This window comes from Mesorhizobium sp. W016 (genome assembly GCF_054719485.1).
In genome coordinates this window covers 3,585,901-3,611,755 of record NZ_JBTTIF010000002.1, presented here as the reverse complement: position 1 = coordinate 3,611,755, position 25,855 = coordinate 3,585,901, and the positions used below count along the sequence as shown (strand labels likewise).

Below are 25,855 nucleotides of genomic sequence, written 5' to 3'. Positions count from 1 at the left end.
TCAGCCGGGCGGCGTCTTGCCTTCCATCAGCGCCATCAGCCGGTCGAGCGGCCCTGCGACCGCATGGATCGTCCGCGTCGAGACCTTGGTGTAAAGCGCAGTCGTATCGAGCTTGCTGTGGCCAAGCAGCACCTGGATGACGCGGATGTCGACATCCTGTTCGAGCAGGTGGGTGGCGAAGCTGTGGCGCAGCGTGTGCGGGCTGACGCGTTTGCGGATGCCGGCGACTTCGGCTGCCTCCTGGACCGCGCGGTGCAATTGCCGCGACGAGATCGGCGCCGTGCAGCTGCGCCCCGGAAACAGCCAGCCATGCGGGAGCATCACCCCGCGCCGCCTGCCTTCGCGCCACCATAGCCGCAGCAGTTCAAGCAGTTGCGGTGAGAGCATCGCATTACGGTCCCTGCGGCCCTTGCCCTGCTTGACGCGGATCAGCATGCGCGTGCTATCGACATCGTCGACCTTGAGGTGTGCAACCTCGGACAGGCGCAGGCCCGCGCCATAGGCGACGCCGAGTGCGGCCTTGTACTTGATGCCTGGTGCGGCTTCGAGCAGGCGCGCCGCTTCCTCCACGCTCAGCACGTCGGGGAGCTTGCGCTGATACCTCATGATCACCAGCGCACGCGCCAGATCTCGCCGCTTCAGCGTCACGAGGAACAGGAACGGCAAGGCTGAGACCGCGCCATTGATCGTCGCAAGGCCGACGCCGCTCTCATGCTGATGCAGCTGGAATCGAAGGATGTCCTCAGCCGTCGCAGTGTCGGGCGAGCGGCCAAGGAACACAGCGAAGCGCCGGACGTGACGAACATAGTCCTGCTGGGTATGGGAGCCCAGGCCACGCATGAGCATGTCGTGCTGCATGCGCTGGCGAAGCGGAGAGATTGGTGCATCGGTCGACAGAGTAGCCATGGCGAGTTCCTCTCGTTGAAGGGAACTCCATGGTCAGATCGACGCCTCTACCCGCTCAAGGTCTATGAATATCGCGCCATCGCAGAACGAGGCGCCCCTCCCGCGGAGCGGGTTCGTGCAACGAGGCGCAAAGCTGCCGTCGAAATCGGACCCGCGTACGCCGCGATCCATTGTCCGGAGGGGTTATCCAGACTAAACATTGTGGCTGATCAAACGGCTCGCCACGATCGCAGCTCGCTCGCATCCTCAGGAATGCTGACGCCGATTACGTAGCCCAACGAGACGCAAAACACCTGTTGGCAGTGGCCAAGCGATCTTGAAGGCCATCTCGATTCCTGCGAGCTTCTCACGGTCAACGGAGGGCACACCCATGGCACATAAAATGGCCGAAGTGCGCCGGTAGAAGACAATAACTAATAGCCCACGACTCCACACAATGCTGCGGCAGTTCCTAAGCTAGAGCATATTGGCTTCGGAACGAGCCTCGGCTCGGCACTGACACTTGTTGCGCCTGCAAGTGAAACCGTGATCTCCTAAGGGAATCATCAGCAAATAGGCTTCGCTAGACCTCTGCTACATTTAGGAGCATTCTCCCGCTTGGGGAGATAGGGTGTGGATAGGTCTCGTTACGACAACCGTTCTAATCGCTGGCGCAAGCGCACTGGAGCACAACGCTCTCGTGCACTGCGGTGGGCAAGTGTCCCGCGACGGTTGATTTTCGTCACTGCTGCTGCAGTCGGTGCCTTAGCTGCTCAGACGGTCATGATGCATAGTGACCGCTTGCCAGACCTGACCCCTTCGAACTGGATCGAGCCAAAGGCCGCCCCCATGACCGGCGTGGCGTCCGTCATTGACGGTGACACGATTGAGATCCGCGGCCAGCGCATTCGGTTCAGCGGGATCGATGCGCCAGAGAGCAAGCAATATTGCGACGACGCCAAAGGCTTCGAGTATCCATGCGGTCGGCGATCCGCCGAAGCGCTGGATAGCTTCCTCGCAGCCTCTAGGCCGTTGGCATGCATCTTTGTGACTTGGGATCGCTATCACCGCTTCGTCGGCGAATGCCGGCGCGCCGACGGCGCCAGCGTGGCGGCGTGGATGGTAAAGCATGGCCAGGCGCTCGATTGGCCGCACTACAGCAACGGCGCCTACGCGCCGCAGCAGGCAAAGGCCAAGGCGGCGAGACTTGGTCTATGGGTTGGCAAGTTCGACGCGCCTTGGGACTGGCGCGCATCGCATGGCGACGGCGCTGCGCCGTCGAGCCAGCCGCTCGGCATCATCAGTCGCAAGCTGGTCGCGCAAAGCCGCGGCCTTTCGTGCGAGCCCCGGCGATACTGCTCGCAAATCAGCTCCTGCGAAGACGCCCAATGGTACCTGCACAACTGTGCGTGGGGCCGCAAGCTGGATAGGGATGGTGACGGGGTAGCGTGCGAGACGCTTTGCTAGGGAGGGGTCCATGGATGACAAGTTTTACAACCGCGTCGGCGGCGATCGTATTTCTTCGCGGCAGATCGATGAGTTGATTGGGTTAGCGCGCGGCCTCGCTGCAGACGGAAGTATCAACAAGGCGGAAGTCGAGTTCCTTCAAAAGTGGCTGGCCGCCAATGTCGAGATTAGCGATCAGCCGATCGTCCGGACCTTGTACCGACGGGTCAATGAAATCCTTGCGGACGGGGTGCTCGATGCCGATGAACACACCGAACTTCTCGATACGTTGAACAGCTTCTCGAACCGAGATTTCGAACTCGGGGAAGTGTTGAAGCCGACCACCCTACCCCTTTGCAATCCGCCTCCGAATTTGACCTTTGAAGGTCGGTCGTACTGTTTCACCGGGACGTTCAATTATGGCCAGCGAAAATACTGCGAGCAGGCCATAGCGGATCGTGGCGGCCGCGCCGGCAGTTTGACGCAAAAGACCGACGTGCTCGTGATCGGTGCCTACGCCACGGAGTCTTGGAAGCACTCATCGTTTGGCGACAAGATTTTCAAAGCGACCGCCTGGCGCGACGAGGGGTTGCCAATCTCGATTGTCGCCGAGAGCCACTGAGTCGGTTTTCTCTGACTTCGTTCGTTCGTTTGGCAGCGTCTCATACCATCACCACCCTATTCGACCGAGGTGAAACGATGCGGCACAATGCGTTCAGCGATCAGATCCGCCTGTCTCGGCGATTTACAGGTCGCTTCTTTACGAGCGTGATCGCGCTCGCACTGGCAACGGCAGCTGGGTGCAGCTCCATAGACTACCAGAAGCTTACCACCGGTGAGATATCCGGCAGCTTGTTCGTGATGTGGGTCGGTGAAGGCAACATTTCCGGTGACGGGAGTTTCCCTGTTCGTGCCCGACCCTCAGGATCCCTTGATCTTCCACAGGGCAGATCCGGCAGCACCAGGAAGCACGATCAAGCCGGGCCTCATGTACACGGACGGCGGCTCAATCCCGAAGATCGCGCAGGTCTTCAAAGGGCTGTCGCCTTGGGGCTACGCCCCAGCCTACATGGTCCACGACTGGATCTTCATTACGCATCACTGCATCGTTGACGGGAGCACGGAGAAGAGGTTCGATCAAGTTCGTCGGGGTTGGCTTCGACGACTCCGCTGCGATCCTCGGTGAGGCAATCAAGGCGTTGATCGCGACGCGCCAAGCCGCGCCGAACGATGTCGCACCCACTGCCATACGGCGGCGGTTGGAAGCGCGGTTGCCAAGAATCTTTGGGACGAGAAGGGAGCCTGCAAGTCGCTGCGGGTGAGTGCAAAAGACATTGCTTCCGCAGAGGCAGCGATACCGGGCTCCACATCCAAAGCTCAGAACCTGAGGACCTTCCAAGTACCAGAAGCCGTAATACCTTCGATCCGAGCAGTGAGGCCAGCGAAGATCATCGCTCGTCTGTCCTTCTGACCTGAGCGTCGAGCAAGCCTATGGCGGGCCGGCGTGCGGCGACCGACCGTCGAAACAGCCGTCATGGTGATCGTCATGAACTTAGCGCGAATGGCGGCCCTTATCGGAGAAGTCCGGTTTCAGCAGACGTCATAAACCAATTGAAATGGAGGTTTTGTGGTCTCGATCAATCGCGCCTGGTGGGAGCATCTCGCGCCAAAACCGATGCATCGCCGGTTTCACGATGTTGAGACCTTGCTGCGCCAATGGTGTCGATCGGAGTATGGCGCACTCTGGCTGGGAATGGCCAAGCGCAAAGGCGGGGCGATCCGGGTGAAACCGGGTCAGCTCATTCCGGTCCTCCACTTTGTTGCGCTCGGCGACATGCCGATATTCATCGCACCCCCGATGAAGGTCAGGCTCGGACACCGGATGGTGGGTTCCGATCAGTTTCTTTCGGGTCACGCTCTTGCGGAGAACGAACTTGCCCTTAGCCCGACAATTCGTCTTGATGTCGTTGAGGATCAGGCACTGCTGGCAGCTGCGGCGCGCCGGATTTCTCCGCCCATATCCCCGGCGTGAAGAATCCAAGTCAGGTCTTCTCAGCGCCAGCGCATCTCCTTCTGGCTCCGGAATCGTTTCCGAGAAAGAGCTTCGTTCTCTATCAGCACATCTTCGGTTCAGGGTCGTCTTATCCCGACGATGGGTTCTTCTATGTCGGCGTCACGACCCGTAGCTGGCAGAAGCGCTGGGCGGAACATCGACGAGCGATGGAGACCGGTAGCCCCTTGCTGTTTCACCGAAAGCTTCGCGAAGAGACAGACGCTGGCCGTGTGACCTACATCCACCACAAGGTCATGGCGATCACCGATGATATCGAACAGCTCTATGCCACGGACGAATGGCTGGTGGATGGACATTGGCACGACCAACGGCGCCTCAATATGATCCCGGGAGGCAAGTCGGGTCTGCGATATCTTCGTGAAAATGGCATGCTGCGTGATCGAGTCGTGCCGCTGCCCGATGAGCGCGACAGTGTTCTCGAAAACTGGTTACGTGACCATCCCCGCAAGGGACTTCCTGCCCCTTGGGTCTCGGAAAAATGGAAGGACGACGCTTGGGCCGTCGCCCAGATTTGCGGCCGAGACGACCGCCTCTCTGTTGAGCAGGTCCGGGCTATTCGGGAGCTTGCGAAGGTCCATACAGCTGAGACCATCACCGAACGGATAGGCGCACGGAACCGTGAGCAAGTGCAACGGGTTATCGACGGACAGACATATACCCGAGTGATTTAGACGAGTCGAGCATGTTGAACGTCAGGCTGAAGATCGGCCGCCAGGATAAGGGGCACAGCTCGGATGAGGAGCTGGTTGATACTACGCCGATTTACTCGGGATTCAATCCTGCTGACTTCGCTGGTAAAGCTCGAAGACCCATGGTGAGTGGTGGTGTTCCTGATAGACCAGGCTGAGGTGTTTTTTCGGGCGCGTCACTCCGACGTAAAACAAGCGCCTGGCCTCACGAAGGCTCGCGGGAGTTTGCTCGTCGCGCGTGCTCGGAATGTCGGAAGCGTTTACTCCATACACGATGACCGCATCGAACTCCCTGCCTTTGGCGCTATGCAGGGTGCTCAGGTTGACGCGACCTGATCCCTCGACCCGCCCGGCGAAGTGCGCGAGGGGAAGATCGAGGTCTCGGGCCGGATCGGTGTTGGCGATCATTTCCCCACAGACGTCCCATTCCTGTTCGGAGTTGCGCGCAATGTTGCGCCACGGCGTAACAAGTTCACGAGAAAAGCGCTGGAGCCAGACGTGGGTCGTCTCGACGCTTGCGAGCGACGCGTTGAGAAACTCCATGAGTTGCACGGACAACTCCTGCTCCTCGCGTTCGCTGGCGTGGCGCCCATAGACCAGCGTCAGCGCTTGCGACAGCAACCGCGCGTATGGCGGTTCGGCATCGCGCCAGCCGCCGGTGATCCAGCGAGCGCACTCCTCGATGAAGCGCGCCAGCCGGGAACTTCGCTTGACCAGCGCATTCATGTCGGTCCGGACAAAAGGGATCCCCGCCTCTTTCAAGGCGGCCGCCACCTTGTCCCCGAGCCAGGCGGCCCGATAAAGAACCGCGATTGTTCCGAGCTCGAACCCTTGCTCCACAAGCTTGGGAATGATCGTGTTGGCGACCGCTTCAGCCTGATTGTCGTGTCCGTAGGGAACCGGCCAGAAGTTCAGATCGCCGTCGGGCGCGCCGTCGATGCCATGATAGTCGCGCTCCTCGCCAAGCGCGCCGAGCGACGCGCGGATGATCTTTGCACCGGATCGATAGTTGAAGCGAAGCCTGATCGTACGCACATCGGGCCGGCGCGTCAGGCTTTCGAGCAATTCGGGATTGGCGCCGGCGAAGGCGTAGATCGATTGGTCGGTGTCGCCGACCGCGAAGAGCCGAATTCCGCCTTCGAAGCAGAGCACCAGGACGAGTTCATGCAGCGCGTGGCCCAGGTCCTGGTATTCGTCCACAAACAATATAGGAAAGCGAGCGCGAAGCGCGTCGCGAATCCAGCCATTTTCCTTGATCATGCGATAGGCGATCAGGGGCATGTCGTCGAAGTCGATCAAGCCTTGCCGGTGCAGTTCCGCCTCGTACGCTTCGATGAAATCGGCCAGCTCCGGATTGTGTCCCCGCCATTCAGGCCGCGTGCGGTCGACATCGCGAAGGCGCATTTCCGAAGCGAACTTCCATCGGTCGTGCGGGTTGCCGTACCCGCCGATCGAGTTCCTGTAGGCCGTTTCGACCGTCGCTTTCATCTGCGACTTGCTTGCGACCTTGAAGTCTGCCGGAAGCCCAATGGGTACGCAACGCGCGTAGGGGCTGATAACCTGGCTCAGCGCGAAACTGTGCACGGTGCCGATGAAAGCGCGGTCGCCCGGCGTGATCCCGAGGCGGGCGAGCCGCGTTTCCAGTTCGATCGCGCAGTCGTTGTTGTAGGTAATACAGGCAACACCACGCGGTTCGGGAATATCTTGGATCAGCCCGCGCGCCATCGCCGTCGTCAGCGTCTTGGTCTTCCCGCTCCCCGGACCGGCCAGCACTACGCAATGACCCTTCTCCACGACCGCGGCCGCCTGCTCCGGGTTGCCCTTTAGGTCAGCCAACGCCTGAACAAGGGCCCGGTCGCTAAGCATTGGAGACCAGCGTGACGAGCGCGGCGAGTGCGGCGGCGATGTAGGGGGGCGGTGGGAGACCAGCGGCTTTTTTCGCCAGCCGGGCACCGAGTCGTCCCTTGCCGACGCTTCCAACCATCGCGAGCAGCTGCTCGGCATCGACTGGCGTGCCTGCACGCCAGTCGGCAATTCGCTTGGTCCGCACGGACCCGAAATCCTGGTCGCTGAGGATGTCGAGGAGCGGGCCCAACAGGGCGGGCGTGTTGGCGACGGAGACTTCGAAGGTCCGATCGTTGAGAAAGAGGCTGGTCGTCATCGCACCGGCACTGAATGCCGCATAGTCCTTTCCCTCCCACTCCGCCAGTTGCGCCGGCGTCAGTGGGGGCTTGCCGCGGATGGTGAGCATGTCTGCCCAGAGATCCATAGTGCGTTTCTTGCCGAGAGGCGGTTTGGTGCCGTCCAGAGGATCCCAGTCAGTGATGACGCAATAGGGCAGCGCCAGCGCCTCGGCGAGCTTGACATAGGGGCGGAAGTTCGTGCCGGCGACGTTGCAGACGGTGATACCGAGATCGTCAAGCGAATGGCCGAGGGACGACGCGAAGACGGGCATGAGCGCCTCTTCCGCATCGCCCTCGACAAAGATGGCGCCACGCGCGAACAGCAACTCGGCGCGTGTCGCGTCGAGATAGTTCTCGAGATCGTCAAGTTCGTCGGGTGTCACCGGAAGATGCGCCAATGAGAATGCCTGCGTCGCGCCCCCTCTCCTCTTGAGCTGGACGAGTGACCGCAACGGGGCGACCGCAGCCAGGGTGGGCGAGTGGCTAGTGACTATCATGGCCTGAGCGGCCTCAGCATTACCAAGCAGCTTGGAAAAAACCGATCGCTGCAGGTGCGGGTGAAGATGGGCTTCCGGCTCCTCGATGCACAGCAGCGAGAAATTGCGTTCGTTCTTCTTCCGGCGCCACGCGAATTCCGCAAGCTTCAGTGCCAGCAGAGCAACGTTCGCCGATCCGAGGCTGGCCTCCGCGATGCCGCGCTTGCCGCCGTCTATGTACATCGCGATAGCCCGGAAAAGGCGAAGCGGGTCGGCGGGCGCGAATCTCAAACGGGCGTCGATGTCATGCGCCTTTCCGGACAGGTAGGCGATACCGGCGCGCAGTTCATCTTCAAGCGTCTTCATGGTCGGAAAGGTTTCAAGCGCCTTGCTCGCTTTGTCGAGCTCGGCCGCCACGGCGTCGAGTTCGGGGCGGCTAATGCCCGAGACGGCCTCTTCGAGGAGATGGCGCAGCGGAGAGGCTCGCCAGCTACCGAGCTGGCCTTCGGCGTCGCGCAAGGCGTCGAGCAGATCGATCGTAATGCGGCGGCGCACTTTGCTCGGCAGCGATCGCGTTTCATCGCCACCACCGAAGACCAGGAACTCGCAGTCGGCGCTGGATTGCGGCGGGCCCGTAACGTCCGACTTCTTGCGAAAGACATAACTAAGCTGTGCGATCGTCGGATCATGGGGCGCCCGGAAATCGGTCAACAGCGCGGTCAGCGCCATGTCCGTGGCGAAATCGGAGATTTCCAGATGCACCTCGATGGGCGCGGTATAGTCGGCCGGCCCGCCATCCCAGAAATCGGTCAGCTTCAGTTGCCGTGCCGAATCGGGCAGGGTCGGATCGAGGATGAGCTGAATGGCGAAGAGCAGATTGCTCTTGCCAACACGGTTCTCGCCGAGCAGTACGACATTGCCGGCCAGCGCGACGTCGATCGACTGGAAGTTCCTAAAATTCCTGATGCTCAGCTTGCTCAGCCACATTTCCGTCCCCAATGCCCGAAGTTTTTCTTTGCCTAAGCTTCAATAGCCGGTGATCTTGGGCGATCACAGTGCCCTGTTGGAACAACAACACGAAAACACGATGCCGAGTCGCTCCACTTACGTCGTTGATGGTATATTGGCGCTTCGCAGCGCCCGCGCCGCTGCGGCGCGGGACGGAGCGATCGGTCGCGAGATCGTAACTCTGCCTCTGCTTGCGGCGCGGCTGGTTGGTGGTTTTGCCACACCTGCCGGCACCGATGTTCTCTATCCGGCAATCCAGGCCGCGCTAGCTTCCGAAAGCTTTGGCGATATCGGAATGGTGGCGGCGTTGCCGGGGATGCCGCGTGCGGTCCTGCACGCGCTCGATTGCGCCTGGCGGGCGGATCTCGATCTGTCGTCATTGGCAGGCGAGGTGCCGAGGTTTGACGATCTTCATCGCGTCGAGACCTACGTTCGCGATCACATCCCACCCGCGCATATGCTGCCGCGCGATCTTCGTGATGCAGCCGCCAGGCGGATCGATCGTGCGCGTAGCCTGCTGGGTCCGGTCACGCTTTCGGGAGTGGTGGACGTCGATCCGCTTTGGATGTCTCTTCTCAATGACCTCGCTCGCGTCACCGACATCACTTGGGAACTGCCGGCGCCTGCCAAGCACGCATGGTTTAGAGGGTCGATCCAAAGAAGGGCTGCGACTACTCCGGTCCGTAAATCCGCCGAGGCGAGCGCAGACCCGAAGTCGGAGGTTATCGAGGCGCTGCGCTGGACTCGGCAGTTGCTGGCGACCGGAAAGGTGCAAGCGCGAGACATCGCGATCGCCGCGACTTCGACACAGGAGTGGGACGATCACTTTCTGGCCTATGCGAGAAGTGCCGGATTGCCGTTGCATTTCTCTCATGGGGTGCCCGCTTTGAGCACGCCGGAGGGCCAGGCCTGTGCCGCCCTGGCCGACATTCTCGCAAAGGGGCTCAACCAGGAACGGGTCTGGCGCTTGATCCGGCGCCTCCCCGCGCACCCGTTCGCCAGCCGGCTGCCGCCGGACTGGTTCGCCGCAATCCCGCGAAGCGCCGGCTTGCGCAGCCTCGACCAGTGGCGAGAAGTTCTGGCCGCGGCGAGGCCGCGGCGAGACGACGGCGAATTGGCCGAGCAAATCCTGCTTCCCGTTCTCGAACTCCTCGCGCGCGGCGCCGACATAGCGGCAGAGGCCGGAGCGCGGTTGCTAAGCGGCGCCAGCCTGGCGATGTGGGAGGAGGCTCTGCGAAGCGCCCCGGCACAAGCCATCGCGCTCTCGTTGCAAGCGCTGCGCGTCGCCGACCAGCGTGATCCGGCCAACAGCGTCGTCTGGTGCCCCGCATCGCAACTGGCCGCATGTCCGCGCCCGTACACGCGGCTGCTCGGCCTCACCAGCCGATCCTGGCCGCGTTCGGAAAACGACGACCCGCTGCTGCCGCACCATTTGGTCGACCGCCGCAGGCTTCATCCCGTGGGGGTCGCCGAGCGCGACCGGCGCCATTTCGAGGTCATCCAGGCGCACACCCATGAACAACTCGTCTTGTCCCGCTCGCTGCGCAACCCCAAGGGCGGCGTTCTGTCACCCAGCTCGCTCTGGCCTTCGGCAGAGATCGTGTACAAGCGCGATCGCATTCCGGAACATGCTTTCAGCGAAGCGGACCGGCTTTTGGCGAGACCCCGCGAGGCCGGCCAACTCGCCCATGTTCGCCAAAGCCAGCTTTGCTGGCGCAACTGGCAACGGCCTTCGATATTGACGCCGCATGACGGCCTTTCAGGAGCCAATCATCCGGCGATTGAGAGGGCCTTGACGCGGGTTCAGTCGACGACATCGCTCCAGAGGCTGTTGCGAGATCCGCTCGGGTTCGTCTGGCGTTACGCTCTGGGCTGGCGCTCTGTCCGGTTCCTATCCGACCCGCTGCAGCTCGGTGCGGCCTCCTTTGGCGAACTGGTTCATGAGCTGATCAGCGGCGCAATCATAGCGCTCGAGCCGACGCCGGGATTTGCCCGCGCCACCGCCGATGAGATCGAAGCCGCGATCGCCGATGCTTCGACGGCGATCCTGCACGCATGGCCACTACAGCGTTCCGTTCCGCCACCCATCCTGTGGCGGCATACGGTGAGCGAGGCCGCGCGTCGCACTGCCAGAGGCCTCGCCGCCGATGATCAGGTCAGATCCGATACGCGCAGTTGGACGGAGGTGCCGTTCGGGCAAGGCGACGGCGCCGGGGAAGGCGCGCCGTGGGACACGACGATCACGGTCCCGATCGAGCAGACTGGCCTGGTGTTCGGCGGCCGCATGGATCGGCTCGATATTCGCGCCACCGGCGATGGCGCTCGGATCACCGACTACAAGAGCGCGAAGCCGCCTCCGAGACATCAACGCATTGCGTTGGGCCAGGGGCGAGAGCTGCAGCGCGTTCTTTATGCGATCGCGGCCCGTGCGCTGCTGCCTCAAGTCAGGACCGTGGTGGCGCGCCTGGTCTATCTCGCCGACGATCCGGCAATCTTCGAGCTCAAGGGCGACGAGCTCGATGCGGTGGTCGGCGAGGCGGCGGGTTTTCTGTCGGCGGCCATGACCATCCTGCGCAGCGGCCGGATCGCGCCGCATTGGGAGCAGGACGCCGATTACGACGATATGCGCCTCGCGCTTCCTGCCGATCGCGAGACTTATCTGCGCCGCAAGGCTTCAGAGTTCCGGGCAGCCAACCAGCCGCTCAACAAGCTCTGGAGTGCCTCGACATGACGCTCGCCGATCAGGAGGCCCGGCGCCAGGCCATGACCGATTTTTCCTCGATCCTGTTGGTCGAAGCGGCCGCGGGAACGGGCAAGACCTCGCTGATGGCCGGTCGTGTGGCGATGATGCTGGCGGCCGGCCGCCACCCTGGCGAGATCGCCGCCATCACCTTTACCGAGCTCGCCGCGAGCCAGCTCGCGCGCCGGATCAGGCAAACGGTCGATAAGCTGCTGGCGGGCGATGTTCCCGCGTTCATTGAGGCGGTTCTTCCGCAGGGCCTTTCGGGGCAGCAGCGCGAGGCGCTTGTCGTCGCCTTTCCCCGGCTCGACGAGCTCACGGCGACGACAATTCACGGATTTTGCCAGTCGGTCATCCGCAGCCATGGCGTCCAGGCCGGGCTCGACCCCGGCGCCCGTGTGGTCGATGCCACCGTCGCCGACAATCTATTTATGGCGGAGCTGTCGGCGTGGTTTTCGCATCGGCTCGCGGCCGATGCCGCGGAAGGCGACCCGATTGTCGTATTGGCTGAAGAGATTCCGCTTCAGGTGGTGGATCTCATCCGTGAACTCGCGAACCTTCGGCGCAAGCATCCCGACGCCCAACCGATCCGTCCGTCCGCCGGCGCGCGGCCCGACATTGATTTCGTCCAGGCGGTCGACGATTTCGACCGGTGGCAGACGAGCGCCGAACCCGACAAATGGCTTTCCGACATCGCGCACGAATTGCGCGGGCTTGCGCAGCGATATCATGACTGCCTCGCAAGCAAAGAGAGTTTCCGAGCCCTGTGGCGCCTCTGCGATCCGGGAACCGGCCTTCTCTTCGAGCGCAAAGGCCTGCAGCTAAAAACCTACGATGAGGCTGCGCGGGGCTTCGGCGCTCACCGCAATGATGTCGGTTCAAATGATGGCAGGGAGCTTTATGAAACCGTCGTCACCGCCTGGAGCGAGCTCGTCGGTCATATCGCCAGCACGTTGGTGTGCTCGCTGTCGACCTCCCTCGACCAGTTGCTGGAAAGCTATCAGGCGCGCAAGCGCGCTGCCGCCGTCCTGGATTTCGACGATCTGTTGATTCACGTCCGCTCGCTGGTCCGCGACCATGACGAGGTGCGCCAGGCCATCGGCCAGCGCTATCGCTACATCCTGGTCGATGAGTTCCAGGACACCGACGGCATCCAGAACGAGATCCTGTTCTCGATCGCCGCGACCCAAGCGCGGCCAGGACAATGGGAGAAGTCGGAGCTACGGTCCGGAGCGCTCTTCCTCGTCGGCGATCCGAAACAGGCGATCTATCGCTTTCGCGGCGCCGACATCGAAGCCTACGAACTCTGCCGCCAGCTGATCGACGGCCAGGATCATGGTGCGGTGCTTGAGATCACCGCTAATTTCCGATCGCTGAAACCGATCATCGAGCATGTCAACGCCTGCTTCGAGCCGGTCTTTGCCAAGCCCTCGCAGCCCCGATATGTCGCGCTCGCACCGACCCTCTTCGAAGCGTCGCACCCGCTTCCCTGTGTCGCCCGCTTCACCGTCGAGGTGGCTACCGAGGGTCGCATCTACGCGGAAATGTTTCGCGAGACCGAAGCCGAGCGCGTTGCCGACATTTGCGCTGCCTTGATCGGCAATGTGTCGATAAAACGTGCGGACAAGACATCCACTCCGCTGCAGGCCGGCGACATCGCGCTGCTCTCTCCGGGACACACGGAGCTGTGGCGTTACGAGCGCGCGCTTGAGCAGCGCGGCCTCGCGGTATCCTCGCAAGCCGGCCAGACTCTGATGCGGCGGCAGGAGACGCAGGACATTCTGGCGTTGCTACGGGTCCTGGCGGATTCCTCCGACACGCTGGCCTTTGGCGCGCTGATGCGAGGGCCGCTGGTGGGCCTGAGCGAACAGGAACTGCTGGACATCACCTCAGCCCTTGTCGAGCAAGCCGACGGCCAACGCTTTTTCACTGTGCGGACGGATCCAGAGCTCGTGCAGCATGCTGTCGCCAGAGAAATCCTCGTCGAGTTGCAGCGGCTTCGTCGGCGCGCCTCAATCGTAACCCCGAGCCTGATTTTGGCGGAGGCCATCGAACGCCTGAATGTTCGCGTGATCATGGCAGCGCGACATCGCAACAGGAATGCCCGCGCGCTCGTCAACCTCGACGCATTGATCGAGAGAGCGCGCGGCTACTCGATCGCTGGCTTGCGCGCTTTCATTCGCGATCTGCAGGAAGATTGGGAGCGCAAGGCCCGGGCGCAGGAAGGACGCATCGATGCTGCCAAGGATGCCGTCGAGATCGTCACCATTCATAGCGCTAAGGGATTGGAGTGGCCAATCGTCATTCCAGTTAATTCGACGACCGAACTCTACCGGCCGGATCAGTTCGTGCATCGGCAGTCCGACAACACGTTGCACTGGATGCTGGGGGGCGTCGCGCCGCCGGAGCTGGCTGCAGCGCGCGCCGCGGAAAGCCTGGAGGATGCCAATCAACGTGAGCGTATCTGGTACGTGGCTTGCACGCGGGCACGGGATCTCCTGATCCTTCCCCACATCCCCCAGGCGTCCAAAGATTCCTGGTTCAGCTCGATAGACCTGCGTCAGCTGGACATTCCCGAGCTGGACCTTACGTCCTTTGCGCGGCGCGAAATGCCGGGACCGGCGTCTCTGACCAACGAGCAGTCTTCTGATATTTTTGCCGCCGAGCAGCGGTGCGTCGAGGAAAGCGCGCCGCCGATAGTGTGGCGCCGGCCCAGCGAACATGATGCCGATCGACTCGGCGACCCTCTCGAGGGCGTCGTAACTTCGGAGAGCCACATTGAGCATTTCGAGGTCGTCGGTGCCGGCGCCCGCCGCGGCGTCATCCTTCACAAGCTGATGGAAGAGCTTCTTACCGGTGAGCTCGCGGGAGAACTCGGTGCAAGCGTTGACCGCGCTCGCGAACTGCTCAATCAATTGGTGACCGACGTAAATGACGATGAACCTCAGCCCGATCCTTATGAGATGGGAGCAGCGGCGCTCCGCGGGCTCGCTTTGCCGCAGATTGCCGAACTGCGGCCTCACCTTGTGCCCGAAACCGCAATCTGGGGGCGCGACGAGGCGAGCCTTATTGCCGGGCGGGCCGACGCTTTGGCGATCATCGAAGACTGTGTCGACGCTGCCATCGATTGGAAATCCGACGTCCATCCCGCACCTGCTGTGCGCGAAGCACATGTGCGGCAGCTGCATGACTACCTGTCTGCGACCGGTGCCGTGCGTGGCGCAATCGTCTACCTGACAAGCGGGGAGATCGCGTGGGTTGTCCCGCCGTGACGGGATCATCTATTCGTCGAGGAAGCCGTTGGCGCCATGTTCTTCGACATCTGCAAATCCTGGGATGATGTTACCGGCGAGGAGCTTCTCCTTCGACAGCAACCCGGCGTCCTCAAGCGCCTTGAAATCCGGCAGCTGGCGCAGCGTGTCGAGCCCGAACTGCGACAGAAAATTTTTGGTCGTCACATAGGTGTAGGGCGCGCCGGGCTGTGGCGAACGTGGACCCGAAGCGATCAGGTCTTGCGCGCGCAGCACGCCGATCAGGTCGCGCGACACCTCCTTGCCGAAGAAGGACGACAGCTCGCCACGGGTGATCGGCTGGAAATAGGCAATGCACATGAGGACGAGACCCTCCGCCTGCGACAGCTCTTTTGTCCCCTCGCCCGCCGCCTTGCCGAAGGCGGCGTGGATGACTTCGCCAAAAACTTTTTTGGTCCGGTGCTGCCAGCCGCCGGCGACCCCAACCAGCTCGTAGGGGCGGCCGGCGAGCTCGGAGCGGATGTCGTCGATGACTAGGTCGAGATTGCAGTTCTTGCCGACGACCCGCGCCAGCACCTCGCGCGACACCGGCTCGCTGGCGGCAAAAATGACCGCTTCGACGCGGCCCATCCACTCACGCCAGCGCAGTTCCGGTGGCAGGTGCTCGAGCTCGGTATCCAGCAAAGCCGGCTGAACGTTTGGCTTCCGGCGGGCGGACGCTTCGCTCATCCTTACAACCCAAACAGCCGAAAGGTGGGACGCCCTGACAGCTCGCGCACGGCATCCAATTGTAGTAGCCGCTCGAACAGCCGCCGTGCCGCAAACCGCGACAGGTTTTTGGTCGACAGTGAGCCCGAAACGGCGTCTTCGTTGAGCAGCGCAAAAATCACGTCGCCGGCACCCTTGGCGCGCAATTTTGGAGCCACCACCAGAAGTTTTTCGGCGCGGCGCGACAGCTCGGCGGCCAGCCGGCAGGCGTCTGCCCCCGCCGCCACCAGCGCCAGGCAAACCGCCCGCTCAAACCCTTTTTCGCCCGGCCGAATGCGCTTGCCGCTGGCCTCATCGCGAAAAGCCGGACCAAAAGCCTGAGCCATCAGCAGCGGCAGCGACCGTGGCCAGCGCACGCTTTGCGCTAGCATTAGATCGGAGAGCCACCACGCAAAAAGCTCGCAGTCAGGGCGTACGGCGACGACGTGAGCGGCGAGCGCTGCGGCGGCAAACGGCGCCGGCCGCTGCAGCCCCGCCAGTTTTTCGATCTCCGTGCAAAGGTCGGCGAGAGCCGCGCCGTCCCAATGGATCCCTAGCTGGTCAGCGATCTTTTCGAGCCGATCGGAGTCGGCGACAGGCGGCTGGACAGACAACCGCCGCCAGGCGCCGAAGATCGCGCCGGCCGGACCGGGATCGGCGCCGGCCGGGCGCAGGTACCAGGCGTCGCGCAAGGCGGCCCCGTCCTCTGAACGGCCGGCGAGCCGCATGCTGGCGGCGGCACCGCGAAGCGCTAGCCGATGCCGCCAGGCCCCGGCCCAAGCAGGCTGCCCCCGGGCGAGGCTGTCGAGCGCACTCAGGGCGGCCCCGGCCTGGAAGGCGGCGTCGGCATCGCTCGGCGCGCGTCCGGCGGCGAGCGCCCAGGTGGGCACGGTCGGCGGCGCGGCGGAGCTGGCGGTCGCGGGATCGAGGCGAATCATGATTTTCGAGGGTAAGGCGGCCGTGCGCTTTGCGCCATGATTTTCGCGCCAAAACGCACAGCCTGTCGCAGAAGTAAAACGAATGATAATGTTGCAATATCGGTCATTTAAGTATGCCTGCCCGGCATCATATCGGTCAGTGCCCTCTATTTATTTTACCAACGCAGTGTACGCCTTTGGTGCGGGTTCAAGATTGAGTCTAAGGCGGGTGCAGCGCGAAGCGGCCTTTCGAAATTCGGCGTACACCTCCCGGTGCTGGAATGGCATAAAACACTTCAGGAAAAGGCCCATTCCTCGTCGGCCGGCGTAACCAACCCCTGCCGCAGCCGGCTGTGAAGGTCATGCCACGACGGGTCTGTTACGAAGCCTTTCATGCTTCCACATGCCTCGGCGAATGAAATGTCGCCCAGACGGTCGATAAGATCACTCATCGCGCCGTTCCTGCCATTCAGGAACAGCTCGAGCGGGTCATCATCACACTCAATTACCCGATGTCCCCAAGCCCCCGGTATGTCGTCGGTTGCGAGAGCCTGCCGGAGATCTTCATCCACGCCTGCGGCCTCGAGCGCTCGGCAGACGACATAGCGCATCAGGGGATAGTAGATCGGCTGGTAGCTGCCTCCAAGCGCGCGCACGCCGGGCAGGATCGACAAAACCAGAAATATTAGCAGGAGATTAGGGACAAGGCTGCGGTTTGCCAACCGATCGAGAATGTCGGCGGCCGTGAAGCACGCCACCTTCATACCGGTCGCAGGATCGATGAGTTCGCCGGCGATCAGACGCAGCGGCAGGCGTTTGCCATTTTCATAGAACCAGAAGAAATCGGTACCGCGCGCGAGCCAGCCACTCCAGGGGCCGGACGCGAGCCCGTCGAGGCCGGCAAGGATATTGGAAGCGAACTTCGGGTCTTCCAGCAGTCTCATGCGCAGCCAGGAATTTTCGTCCGACAAATGATCCGCCACCAGGTCGGCGATATCCTCGTCGTCGATCTGCAGGAAGGCAAAGCGGCCTCCGAACATTTTTGGCCAAAGCGCAAGATTGGCTGCCTTGATGGCATGCGCCGGCCGCTCGAATTGCGTCTTCGGCAGAAGGGCACGAAGCAGCGTGAGCGCATCGCCCCCAGTGTTTGGCTCCGTCGGCAACAACTCGAACCTATAGGGTCCCCGCCCGGCCAGCAGGCTGTATCCGATCATCCGGCTTCGGCTTAGGCCAAAGACGTTGACCGGCTTCCCGTCAACGGTGAGCCAGCCTGGTCCCTTGCGTGGCCTTTCGACGAGATTCACCGTCGAAACGGCATAGGAAACGTAGGTTGAACAGCCGTGCGCCCAGAGACCAAGGAGGCTGAAGATATGCGTGTAATAGGCTTCTGGCTCCATGAGGAGAAACAAATGGGGGCCTGTCTGCAACACGCGGCGCCTTTCGAAATCCCTGCAGATTTCCAAGGCGGTATCGGCCGACAACCCGTTTCGTGTCGCTGCCTTCCTGATGATGTCGAGTAGTTTGGTGAAGGCTCGAAGCCGGATTTCTGGCATGGACCTCGAAGCTGGCGCCTTGAACAGGCGAAACGCGTAGTCCCGTATCGGCCGGGAATGATAGGGTCTCATCCAGGGGTAGAGTGCCGTCAGCGACCCCAGGACTGCCTGTTTCGCATCTACGCCTGCTGTTTGCTCTTCCACCTCACGATTCACCTTTTTCTTGTGTCTGAATTACACCAACTCTCAAACACAAAATACTGAAGAGGAGCGCCACGCCAAAGCCGAAGAAAATCGTCGAAGGAAATGCTCGATCTCCTACGGCGGCGGCGATGCCGAAGACGAGTAGTCCGAGCGCCACGGCCACACTATGCATGATGCCTTTTGCCCGGCCCAACAGATAGACCGATATAAGCGACTGCAATGTAACTTCAACGCTGACGCGTCCAAGATTGTATATAAATCCGAGCGCGGCAAAAAGGATCACTGTCCAGGGCGTGGGCAGAGATGCCAGCGCCATGAGGACCAGCGCCGTTAAGCCCAAAAGCATGAGATGCAGCGCATGAGTGCTCATCGCTCTTTCAATCCGGAACAGAGAGACCGCGCCGATCAGTGAGCCCGCTGACCATGCGGCCTCAAGGTAGCCGAAATCCACGGCGGTACCCTTCTGCTCCTGGAAGACGAAACTAGATCCGATGACGCTGACAAGCACCGCGCTTGTGTAGAGAAGCGCGTAGACGACAATGAGACGACGCAGGCTCAGATCGATTTGGGCTGCCGAGATTTTGACGATGCGGACATCGCGCGAAACCGGTTCCAGCCGCATAAAGGCTAGGCAGCCGGCTGAAAACAGGAAGAAGGCAGCAAGCACGGTGAATGGCAGGGCTGGGGAGCGCTCAAGCAGCAAAGGCCCTGCAAGCAGGGCTGCGCCGAGATTGCCGAACTGCATGACGAAGAAGACGGCGGAATTCGTGGCTACAAGATTGCGGCCGTCAGCTATCACGGGGATCATTGATTGAGAGCTCGTTAGCGCGACACGTTCGCAAAACGAAAAAAGGGCCGCTGACATGCAGATAATCAGAAACACGTCCATGTAGACGAGCGCGCAAGCGGTAGCCAGCATAACGACGAAGCGGCCGAGGTCGGCCACGACGTTCAAACATCGCCTGTCAAATCGATCCGCCGCTACGCCGGCCAGAGGGCTCACGATGAATTCGACAATGCTTGCAATCGCAAGGAACGTCGCCACGCCGGCAGTTCCGTATCCTCGCTCGACGAGAATCCAGGCGGATGCGATGTAGTAGCCGTTTCGGGCAACAGCCGCCGATAGCGTGCTGGCCAGGAATCCGAGGCAGGGATCGGACCGGCCGGCCCGTCCTTTGCCATGATGAATTCGAACCAGGTTTGACATGAGCGGCATATCCAGCTGACCGCCGATGGATACCTTCTTCCGCCAAGCCTGCTTTACTATGATGTTGGGGTTTTCCGATACTTGCTCAGAACCGACAAGCGGCGACCTAGATTCTGCAGTTACGACGAAATTCCGTGGGGGCCGCGCCGAAGGCCCGCTTAAAGGCGGTCGTGAAATGGCTCGAGCTGCCGAAACCACATTCCATCGCGATTTCCGTCGCCGACAAATTGGTCGATCGCAGCATGTCCGCGGATTGCTCCAACCGTCGCTGCGCAATGAATGCGTGCGGCGTCATGCCTGTCGACTGCTTGAAGGCCCTCCAGAAATGGAACCGGCTAACCCCAATCTCTTTTGCCAGATCGGCGAGCGTAGGTCTGCCGTCCGACAACGCCTCGATCATTCCCACCGCTCGCTTGAGATCGAACGATGACAAACCGCCTTTTGCCGGTTCCTGATGGAAGCCGTTCAACCTGAACATTTGCCCGAGCGCTTGCGTGGCCTGGCACTCCACCATCGTTGCGCTGATGGGGTCAGGCTGCTTGAGCTCCAAGGCAATCCTCTGCAACGCCAACTCTACAGTGCCATCCCGAAATCCGATCGAAGGCGGCAGCGCCGCCGGGCGATGGCGAGCCATTCCCACAAACACATCGTCGGCGAATCCTTTTTCAATTGAGACCAGGAGGTAGGAAGCGGTTGCGTCCCCCTCGTCCCACCCATTCCAATCACTGCCCGCGGGCATGAAGATGATCGAACCGGCCCGGCGCGGCAAAAAGGCGATCCGGCGCCCATCCACAATGTCTTCTCCGCGGGACGCCGTGCCCTTCAGGTTCATCAAGAACACATGGTTTGGCTGGAGGAGCCTTGTCTCCTGGCGCTCAAGCCCGGTTCTTTTGACCACGTCCGCGCGCACGTTTCCCCAATTCTCATACTTGTGGGCAAGCGACTGGTGCTGTGAACGGCGATTCTCGGTCGGGTCGAGCGCAAGAGTATTCACGTATTCACAGCCTCCTTACTGGCGAGCGGCCAGTCGTCGCATGATGTGGCGAACCATGGGTTGCTGAACAACACGCAAATAACTCTGGATTGGTAGAAGATGTGACTTTAGCGAAAAAATGGCAAACGAGTGAAAGCCGCCTGTATCCGGCAGGCCTACCAGTTGCCCCAGCCAATACTTGAGCCCGGCGAAATATTAGACCCCACTTATCTTAGTGGCGTTTCCCCTATCGACGTATCGGCATCTCACCAACGGAACGGTGCTGGAGGCATACTGCGATGCGTGAACTCGATGACTTTCTGGCTGAGTGCGACCATGGCCCACGGATCAACGGACTAGCCGGCTTTTTCGCCGCGACCGCCGCTGGCAAGAGCGGGATGCCAATCCGCAAGCCCGTCGCCGACGCCCGCCTTCTGCCGAGCGATGAACTGCTGCGCGGCCTGGTCAGCCTGCACGCGGCCCGCCAAGGCTTTTTCGACCAACACTATCACGGCAGCATCCCCTACAGATTGGAAGAGGAGTGCCGGATGGCCTACGCAGTTCTGAAATACGCACGGCAGCGCGACGCCCCGCTTGCGCTATACAGCCTTGGAACAGCGGAAGGCACGATGGCGAGGACACTGTCGGAACTGTCCGATGGGCAGGTACGCTCACTGTCGTGCGGCCCGAATGCGGAGAATTACAAATGCTTCATGGCCTATGGCGAACCACCGCACGCCGACTTCTTCATTGGTCCCTTCCATAAGTTGACCAAGGACGTTCTGGGTTCAGATCCTCGACTGGCAAATTTCGCCCACGGCTTCGATATTATTCTGGAAGATACGACCTTTCAGATGTACTCGCCAAACAGAGCAAGCCAGATCGAGTTCGTGACCCAGCACCTCAAGCAGGACGGAATCTTCGTCTTCGTCGAGAAGTTCCGGGCTGCCGAGGAGCCGGACTACAGGCGTCGCGAATACCAGAAGGATTTCGGCTTCAAGGCGCGCTATTTTCCCCCAGACGAAATCGAGAAGAAGCAAACCCTCGTTCTGAATACGATGTTCGGCAATGAGGTCACTTTGGCGCAGATGGCCGACGCTATACGCGCGCATTTCAGCCACTGCGCCCTGACGTGGAACAGCGGAAACTTCTGTAGCCTCGCGGCGAGCAATAGCGAGGAAAACCTAAACCGGTACCTTTCCCAGATGGCCACTCCGGCCATTCCGCTCGAGTACGTCTACGAAACCAGCTTGTACCCGACCCTGCCGCTTAGCGTCGCCGCCGCACAGGAATAGGCTCCTGAGCCTTGAGACAGGTCAACAACACGTTGCGCCGTTTGGACCATGTCTTCGCAGCTGTCGATCATGGTAGCCTAAGGCAGGCCGCAAGAGTTCTTAGAGTGAGGGAATCCTGTGTCAGCCGCAACATCGTCGCTCTCGAGCAATTGCTGGACATGCAGTTGTTTGATCGCGACGTCCATGGCGTTCGGCTGACCGAAGCAGGCCGAGCCTGGACTGACCTCGTCCGGGCTCATTATGAAGGCTTGCACGATGCCCTGGCCGGAGGTGGTCGCGGCGACCAGGACGCCAAAACAGTCAAGATAGGGTTGTGCGGTCAGATAGGCCGGGCCTTCGTGGCGCGGCTTGTCGATCGATTTCGCAGCTTACATCCGGACGTGAGCATCGCCATCGAGGACGTTCCCCATCAACAGTGTCTGGCGGCAATACGTCGCCGGCGCCTTGACATCGTCTTCACGCACGGGCTCGAGAACGGCGCCTTGTGCCGCAGCGAGCTATTTGGGCACGAGCGCTTGTTCGTTCTCCTGCCCGGCAGCCATCCGCTCGCTGAAAGGCCGGCAGTGAGATGGAGGGATCTTGCAAATACGTGTCTGCTGGTTTCCGTCGGATCGCCGCAGGATCCGGTTTTGCTGGAAAAGATTGCCGCAGATGGTGGCCCCACCATTCAAATATGTCGCGCGAGCGAAGCGACGGTCATCCTCAAGATACAACTCGGCCAAGGCGTAACTCTGGCAGGCGAAGGTTTTGCCAGGACAGTCGCCATCGGCGCCACGGTGTGGAAACCCATCGACGGGCAGAACAGCATCAGTTCTATCAAGGCAGTGTGGCTGGAATCGAACCCCAAGCGTACGCTTCTGCGGCTGGTTGGGACCGCAAGAAACATGGCGACACGCGACTTGAGCCGGCCCCGTCAAGAGCTTGAAATCACTCCATGAATGGGGGCGCGACTGACTGGCTCGACTTCAGTCGTCCGGCCGTCAACCACCCTCCGAGCGCTTTGCCCTGGCAAAGCCCCGATCCGTCGCAATGAACCGCTCCAACATCGCAACGATGAGGCGCGGCGGATCGGCTTTCCGTTGCCCCGCGTCGCGGCCGAGGATCTCGGCATAAGCGGTCAGATCGCGGTGCAGTGCCGCGGGGAGTTCCACCATGACCTTGACGGGTTTGTCGTCGGCGATTGGTCCCAGTTTCAGCTTGGTCATTTCAGCCTCCGTAAGGTTCCAGCACGAGATCGTGCGTGACGATGACGCGCACCGGGAATCCCGGCCGGATGGTGAGCGTCGGCGCTATGTTGAGCTGCCGCTGGACGATCTGCTGGCCTGTCTGGCTGATGCTGTCCGAGGCGCCCTGGCGAAGAGCGTGCATGATGTCGCTCTCCTGGCCCGATGAGCCTGCTTGCGCCCCGATGCTCAGAACCGTGGAAAGTGCTGCAGCCTTGAAGAGCTCGCCCCAGTGATAGTCAACGCCGTCCTCGAGCCCGGCATAGCCTTCCCCGTCCGCGCCAGGCTCACGTTCCAGAACGAAGGAGCGGCCGTCAGGAAAAATCAGCCTGGTCCAGACCAGCAACACGCGACGCTGGCCGAAGCCGACACCATTGTCATACTGGCCGATGAGACGCGTCCCCTGCGGAATGAGACGGACTTGCCCGGTTGGGCTGTCATAGACATTCTCCGTCACCTGCGCGGTAATCTGACCCGGCAGGTCGGAGCGAATGCCGGTGATGAGGGCGGCGGCGATGACGGCGCCCGCCTGCAGGACGTTTTTCGACGCCGGCGCCGCGACGCGATCGGCTGAGACGGTGCGTTTGTCCGGCGGCTGATCGAGGAATGCGCGCTGGCGATCCTGCGCCGAGGGCGTCGCTGGCTGCGGCGCGAGGCCTAGGCTGGAAAGGTCGGGCTGTGGCGTGGCGTCTGTTCCTGGCTGTGCGACAGTCGCGTCGCTTGCGGGCCGTGTTTGCGTGGACGCGAACAGATGCGCCGTCCTCGCCGCTTCCAGTTCCTGCTCACGGCGTTGCTCCTCCTGGTCCGGTCCAACGGGACCTGTCGATGGCGCGGGGCCGCCATTCTGCGCGGCGAGGATCGGGCGGCCAAGATCGCCGGGAAGCGGTGGGCCAAGCTTCGGAACGCCCGAATAGTCCTTCGGCAGGCCGGCGAGCCCATCGGGCGTTGAACGATTGTCGGTTGAATAGAGCTCCTGACCCTGGCCTTGCTGACGGTTCTGCAGCGCGTAGATCAGCGCACCGCCGACAGTGAGGCTTGCGGCGAGCCCTAACCCGGCCAGCGCCTTGCGGGACGGACGCGTCACCCGCGGCGGCTCGGCGCGCAGCCGCATGGCCGCGGCCGGCTCGCCTGTCAGCGGCCGGGCGTCATCCTCGACCGACGCCTCCGGCCGGGCGTCATCCGCCTGCCCCCGGCCCTCTTCCTTCCCGGGGTCCATTTTGTCGCTCATGATGACGACCCTCCCCTGTCTGTTCGGAGGCTCGTCGCTGGCGGGGTCTCACCATGGCCACGCATCCATGAAAATCGACTGCTCCTCACCCCATCGGTGCGGGAGACGCGGACGCGCCGCTGGTTCTTGCCGGCGCCGAAGCGCAACTCGGCGGCGGCAAACAGCCGGTCGACGATCATGTAGTTGCCGCGCACGCGATAGTTGACCAGCTCCGACGTGTCGCCTTCCGGCCCAACCACGAAGAGTGGCGGCATCTCGCCCTGCCCGATGCCGCGCGGGAACTCGATGAACACCTGCTTGCCGTCGTCGAAGGCGCGCAGCGGCCGCCACGGTGCGCGATCGCCCGTCACGTCGTAGCGGAAATTGACGCGAGAAAGATCGATGCCCGTCGAGACCGGCTGCGCAGCTTCAGCCTGCTGGTTCTGGCGACGCAAGGCGATGAGTTGGTCCTGCGGGTATTGCCAGGAGACCGAGGCCATATAGGTTGACGGCGTCGAGCGAAGTTCCATGTGATAGGTGCGCCGATCGGTATTGATGACGAGATTGGTTATGAGTTCGGCGCGCGTCGGCTTGACGAGGATGTGGACTTGCTTGGTCCCGCCCGTACCGCTCTCGGTATCGCCGATGATCCAGCGCACGGTGTCACCGGCGGCGACGGGGCCGGAGCCGACGAGCTGCTCGCCGGGCTGGAGCGCGATGTCGGTGATTTGTCCCGGCGAGGCATAGACCTGATAGAGCGCACCATCGACGAAGGGATAAACCTGCATCGAGTTGATGAAGCCGTTGCGGACAGGCTGGACGCGCGCGGCCGCATTGGCCAGGTTCACGCGCGCGGCCGGATCGGTCGGTTCGGGCTCAAGCTTTGTGTCCTTGCCGACCGGCTTCAACTGGCCTGGAAGCGGCAGCGGCCTGGACAGCTCCACCACCTTGACGGGCGGTGGCGGATCGACGGCCTGCACGGCCGGGACCGGATCGTCATAGGAAATCTCCGGCGGCTTCTGCTTGGTGGCGCAGCCCGCAAGCGCCGAAGTGCAAAGCAAAAGTGCTGGAAAGGCCATTTTGCGGAAGGCCGGCATTGAGTGGATGAGGAAAGCTGGACGCCCCCAGGGGGCGGCTTTGCAGAGTGCGGGCATCATTGTCCAAGCTCCTTCGACCAGTTGATGGCGTTGATGTAGATTCCAAGCGGGTTCTTCCTCAGCGCATCAGCGTCGCTCGGGGGCTGGACGACAATGGTGAGGATGGCGGACCAGCGCTCCGTGGAAGCGAGTGAGCCGTCCTGATAGCGGCGTTCGACCCAGGCGATTCGGAAGCTCACCGGCGATGCGCGGATGACCGACGACACATCGACGGCGACCTGCTGCTTGCCGACCTTGGTGAACGGGTCATTGGCGCGCGCATAGTCGTTGAGAGCCAGCGCCCCGCCCTGCGTCGCGAAGTCGTAGGCGCGCAGCCAGTTCTGCCGCACGATGACCGGATCGGCGGGGATCGACCTCACCTGTTCGATGAAGTGCGCCAGGTAGAAGGCGATCTGCGGATCGTTGGGCTGATAGTCGCCGACCGCTGGGGCGACAGCCTGCGCCTGGCCGAGACGATCGACCTGCACCACCCAGGGCACGATCGAGCCTTTCGCGGATTGCCAGATGAGCGCGGCCGAGAACCCCGCGGCGAGCGCCAGGCAACCGAAGGCCATGGTGCGCCAGTTGCGCGCCTGCACGCGAGCCGAACCGATGCGCTCGTCCCAGACCTGGGCAGCGCGCTGGTAGGGCGTCTCGGGTTGTGGGGACTTGCCGTAGTGCGTGGACGGTCGTTTGAACAT

20 protein-coding genes are annotated in these 25,855 nt (G+C 61.9%); 8 read left to right on the top strand and 12 right to left on the bottom strand.

Annotation, left to right across the window (positions count from 1 at the left end; translation table 11 throughout):
• The gene (locus ACYG9V_RS17900; protein ID WP_352764951.1) at positions 1-906 is read right to left on the bottom strand and encodes a tyrosine-type recombinase/integrase; all 906 of its coding nucleotides are present in this window, start codon (positions 904-906) and stop codon (positions 1-3) included.
• Between the two features lie 828 nt (positions 907-1,734).
• On the opposite strand from ACYG9V_RS17900, the gene ACYG9V_RS17895 reads away from it, so the two are divergent.
• The 4 genes from ACYG9V_RS17895 to ACYG9V_RS17880 all read left to right on the top strand — a co-directional run bounded on the left by ACYG9V_RS17895 (position 1,735) and on the right by ACYG9V_RS17880 (position 5,076).
• Positions 1,735-2,352: a thermonuclease family protein gene (locus ACYG9V_RS17895; RefSeq protein WP_352764949.1), complete on the top strand. Its 618-nt coding sequence runs from the start codon at positions 1,735-1,737 to the stop codon at positions 2,350-2,352.
• 10 nt (positions 2,353-2,362) lie between these two features.
• On the top strand, positions 2,363-2,953 hold the full coding sequence (locus ACYG9V_RS17890; protein ID WP_352764948.1) for a BRCT domain-containing protein: 591 nt from the start codon (positions 2,363-2,365) through the stop codon (positions 2,951-2,953).
• A 1,005-nt stretch (positions 2,954-3,958) separates the two neighbouring features.
• Positions 3,959-4,363 (top strand): hypothetical protein, encoded by a 405-nt coding sequence (locus ACYG9V_RS17885; RefSeq protein ID WP_352764946.1) that lies wholly within the window; start codon positions 3,959-3,961, stop codon positions 4,361-4,363.
• Positions 4,360-5,076 carry a GIY-YIG nuclease family protein gene (locus ACYG9V_RS17880; RefSeq protein ID WP_352764945.1) on the top strand — a complete coding sequence of 239 codons (717 nt, stop codon included), beginning with the start codon at positions 4,360-4,362 and terminating at the stop codon, positions 5,074-5,076. Before ACYG9V_RS17885 ends, ACYG9V_RS17880 begins: the two co-directional genes overlap by 4 nt.
• Before the next feature lie 102 nt (positions 5,077-5,178).
• Here the strand turns inward: ACYG9V_RS17880 and ACYG9V_RS17875 are convergent, their stop codons facing one another.
• Complete coding sequence (locus tag ACYG9V_RS17875) at positions 5,179-6,960, bottom strand: ATP-dependent helicase (RefSeq protein ID WP_352764944.1); 1,782 nt, start codon at positions 6,958-6,960, stop codon at positions 5,179-5,181.
• Positions 6,953-8,740 (bottom strand): ATP-dependent nuclease, encoded by a 1,788-nt coding sequence (locus ACYG9V_RS17870; RefSeq protein ID WP_352764943.1) that lies wholly within the window; start codon positions 8,738-8,740, stop codon positions 6,953-6,955. Before ACYG9V_RS17870 ends, ACYG9V_RS17875 begins: the two co-directional genes overlap by 8 nt.
• A gap of 55 nt (positions 8,741-8,795) precedes the next feature.
• Here ACYG9V_RS17870 and ACYG9V_RS17865 point away from each other — a divergent pair, with 55 nt between their 5' ends.
• On the top strand, positions 8,796-11,492 hold the full coding sequence (locus ACYG9V_RS17865; protein WP_352764942.1) for a PD-(D/E)XK nuclease family protein: 2,697 nt from the start codon (positions 8,796-8,798) through the stop codon (positions 11,490-11,492).
• Entirely contained in the window at positions 11,489-14,773 is a 3,285-nt protein-coding gene (locus ACYG9V_RS17860; RefSeq protein ID WP_352764940.1) for a UvrD-helicase domain-containing protein, read from the top strand. Before ACYG9V_RS17865 ends, ACYG9V_RS17860 begins: the two co-directional genes overlap by 4 nt.
• A gap of 9 nt (positions 14,774-14,782) precedes the next feature.
• Here the strand turns inward: ACYG9V_RS17860 and scpB are convergent, their stop codons facing one another.
• The 5 genes from scpB to ACYG9V_RS17835 form a co-directional block, all read right to left on the bottom strand.
• Entirely contained in the window at positions 14,783-15,481 is a 699-nt protein-coding gene (gene scpB, locus ACYG9V_RS17855) for an SMC-Scp complex subunit ScpB (RefSeq protein ID WP_352764938.1), read from the bottom strand.
• A gap of 2 nt (positions 15,482-15,483) precedes the next feature.
• The gene (locus ACYG9V_RS17850; RefSeq protein WP_352764936.1) at positions 15,484-16,437 is read right to left on the bottom strand and encodes a DUF1403 family protein; all 954 of its coding nucleotides are present in this window, start codon (positions 16,435-16,437) and stop codon (positions 15,484-15,486) included.
• Positions 16,438-16,712: 275 nt separating this feature from the next.
• Positions 16,713-18,113, bottom strand: a complete 1,401-nt coding sequence (locus ACYG9V_RS17845) for a hypothetical protein (protein WP_460221990.1) — start codon at positions 18,111-18,113, stop codon at positions 16,713-16,715.
• Between the two features lies 1 nt (position 18,114).
• Positions 18,115-19,320 carry an MFS transporter gene (locus tag ACYG9V_RS17840; protein WP_352764933.1) on the bottom strand — a complete coding sequence of 402 codons (1,206 nt, stop codon included), beginning with the start codon at positions 19,318-19,320 and terminating at the stop codon, positions 18,115-18,117.
• Positions 19,321-19,426: 106 nt separating this feature from the next.
• Complete coding sequence (locus ACYG9V_RS17835) at positions 19,427-20,314, bottom strand: helix-turn-helix transcriptional regulator (RefSeq protein ID WP_352764931.1); 888 nt, start codon at positions 20,312-20,314, stop codon at positions 19,427-19,429.
• Positions 20,315-20,592: 278 nt separating this feature from the next.
• Here ACYG9V_RS17835 and ACYG9V_RS17830 point away from each other — a divergent pair, with 278 nt between their 5' ends.
• Both ACYG9V_RS17830 and ACYG9V_RS17825 read left to right on the top strand, forming a co-directional pair.
• On the top strand, positions 20,593-21,588 hold the full coding sequence (locus ACYG9V_RS17830) for a class I SAM-dependent methyltransferase (RefSeq protein WP_352764930.1): 996 nt from the start codon (positions 20,593-20,595) through the stop codon (positions 21,586-21,588).
• 11 nt (positions 21,589-21,599) lie between these two features.
• Positions 21,600-22,526 (top strand): LysR family transcriptional regulator, encoded by a 927-nt coding sequence (locus ACYG9V_RS17825; protein ID WP_352764928.1) that lies wholly within the window; start codon positions 21,600-21,602, stop codon positions 22,524-22,526.
• Between the two features lie 42 nt (positions 22,527-22,568).
• Here the strand turns inward: ACYG9V_RS17825 and ACYG9V_RS17820 are convergent, their stop codons facing one another.
• The 4 genes from ACYG9V_RS17820 to trbF are packed head-to-tail and all read right to left on the bottom strand — an operon-like array spanning position 22,569 to position 25,855.
• Positions 22,569-22,793 (bottom strand): DUF2274 domain-containing protein, encoded by a 225-nt coding sequence (locus ACYG9V_RS17820; protein WP_352669160.1) that lies wholly within the window; start codon positions 22,791-22,793, stop codon positions 22,569-22,571.
• A 1-nt stretch (position 22,794) separates the two neighbouring features.
• Positions 22,795-24,039, bottom strand: a complete 1,245-nt coding sequence (locus tag ACYG9V_RS17815) for a TraB/TrbI/VirB10 family type IV secretion system protein (protein WP_352764926.1) — start codon at positions 24,037-24,039, stop codon at positions 22,795-22,797.
• Entirely contained in the window at positions 24,036-25,175 is a 1,140-nt protein-coding gene (gene trbG, locus ACYG9V_RS17810; RefSeq protein ID WP_352764924.1) for a P-type conjugative transfer protein TrbG, read from the bottom strand. The genes ACYG9V_RS17815 and trbG overlap by 4 nt, the downstream gene beginning before the upstream one ends.
• Complete coding sequence (trbF, locus tag ACYG9V_RS17805) at positions 25,172-25,855, bottom strand: conjugal transfer protein TrbF (RefSeq protein ID WP_352764922.1); 684 nt, start codon at positions 25,853-25,855, stop codon at positions 25,172-25,174. Before trbF ends, trbG begins: the two co-directional genes overlap by 4 nt.

Bases quoted from the DNA above. Each gene is read 5' to 3' on its own strand.
- ACYG9V_RS17895 (WP_352764949.1), top strand. From the start codon at position 1,735: ATGACCGGCGTGGCGTCCGTCATTGACGGTGACACGATTGAGATCCGC.
- ACYG9V_RS17815 (WP_352764926.1), bottom strand. From the start codon at position 24,039: ATGAGCGACAAAATGGACCCCGGGAAGGAAGAGGGCCGGGGGCAGGCG.
- ACYG9V_RS17830 (WP_352764930.1), top strand. From the start codon at position 20,593: ATGCGTGAACTCGATGACTTTCTGGCTGAGTGCGACCATGGCCCACGG.
- ACYG9V_RS17850 (WP_352764936.1), bottom strand. From the start codon at position 16,437: ATGATTCGCCTCGATCCCGCGACCGCCAGCTCCGCCGCGCCGCCGACC.
- ACYG9V_RS17820 (WP_352669160.1), bottom strand. From the start codon at position 22,793: ATGACCAAGCTGAAACTGGGACCAATCGCCGACGACAAACCCGTCAAG.
- scpB (WP_352764938.1), bottom strand. From the start codon at position 15,481: ATGAGCGAAGCGTCCGCCCGCCGGAAGCCAAACGTTCAGCCGGCTTTG.
- trbF (WP_352764922.1), bottom strand. From the start codon at position 25,855: ATGTTCAAACGACCGTCCACGCACTACGGCAAGTCCCCACAACCCGAG.
- ACYG9V_RS17890 (WP_352764948.1), top strand. From the start codon at position 2,363: ATGGATGACAAGTTTTACAACCGCGTCGGCGGCGATCGTATTTCTTCG.
- ACYG9V_RS17875 (WP_352764944.1), bottom strand. From the start codon at position 6,960: ATGCTTAGCGACCGGGCCCTTGTTCAGGCGTTGGCTGACCTAAAGGGC.
- ACYG9V_RS17900 (WP_352764951.1), bottom strand. From the start codon at position 906: ATGGCTACTCTGTCGACCGATGCACCAATCTCTCCGCTTCGCCAGCGC.
- ACYG9V_RS17840 (WP_352764933.1), bottom strand. From the start codon at position 19,320: ATGTCAAACCTGGTTCGAATTCATCATGGCAAAGGACGGGCCGGCCGG.
- trbG (WP_352764924.1), bottom strand. From the start codon at position 25,175: ATGATGCCCGCACTCTGCAAAGCCGCCCCCTGGGGGCGTCCAGCTTTC.
- ACYG9V_RS17860 (WP_352764940.1), top strand. From the start codon at position 11,489: ATGACGCTCGCCGATCAGGAGGCCCGGCGCCAGGCCATGACCGATTTT.
- ACYG9V_RS17870 (WP_352764943.1), bottom strand. From the start codon at position 8,740: ATGTGGCTGAGCAAGCTGAGCATCAGGAATTTTAGGAACTTCCAGTCG.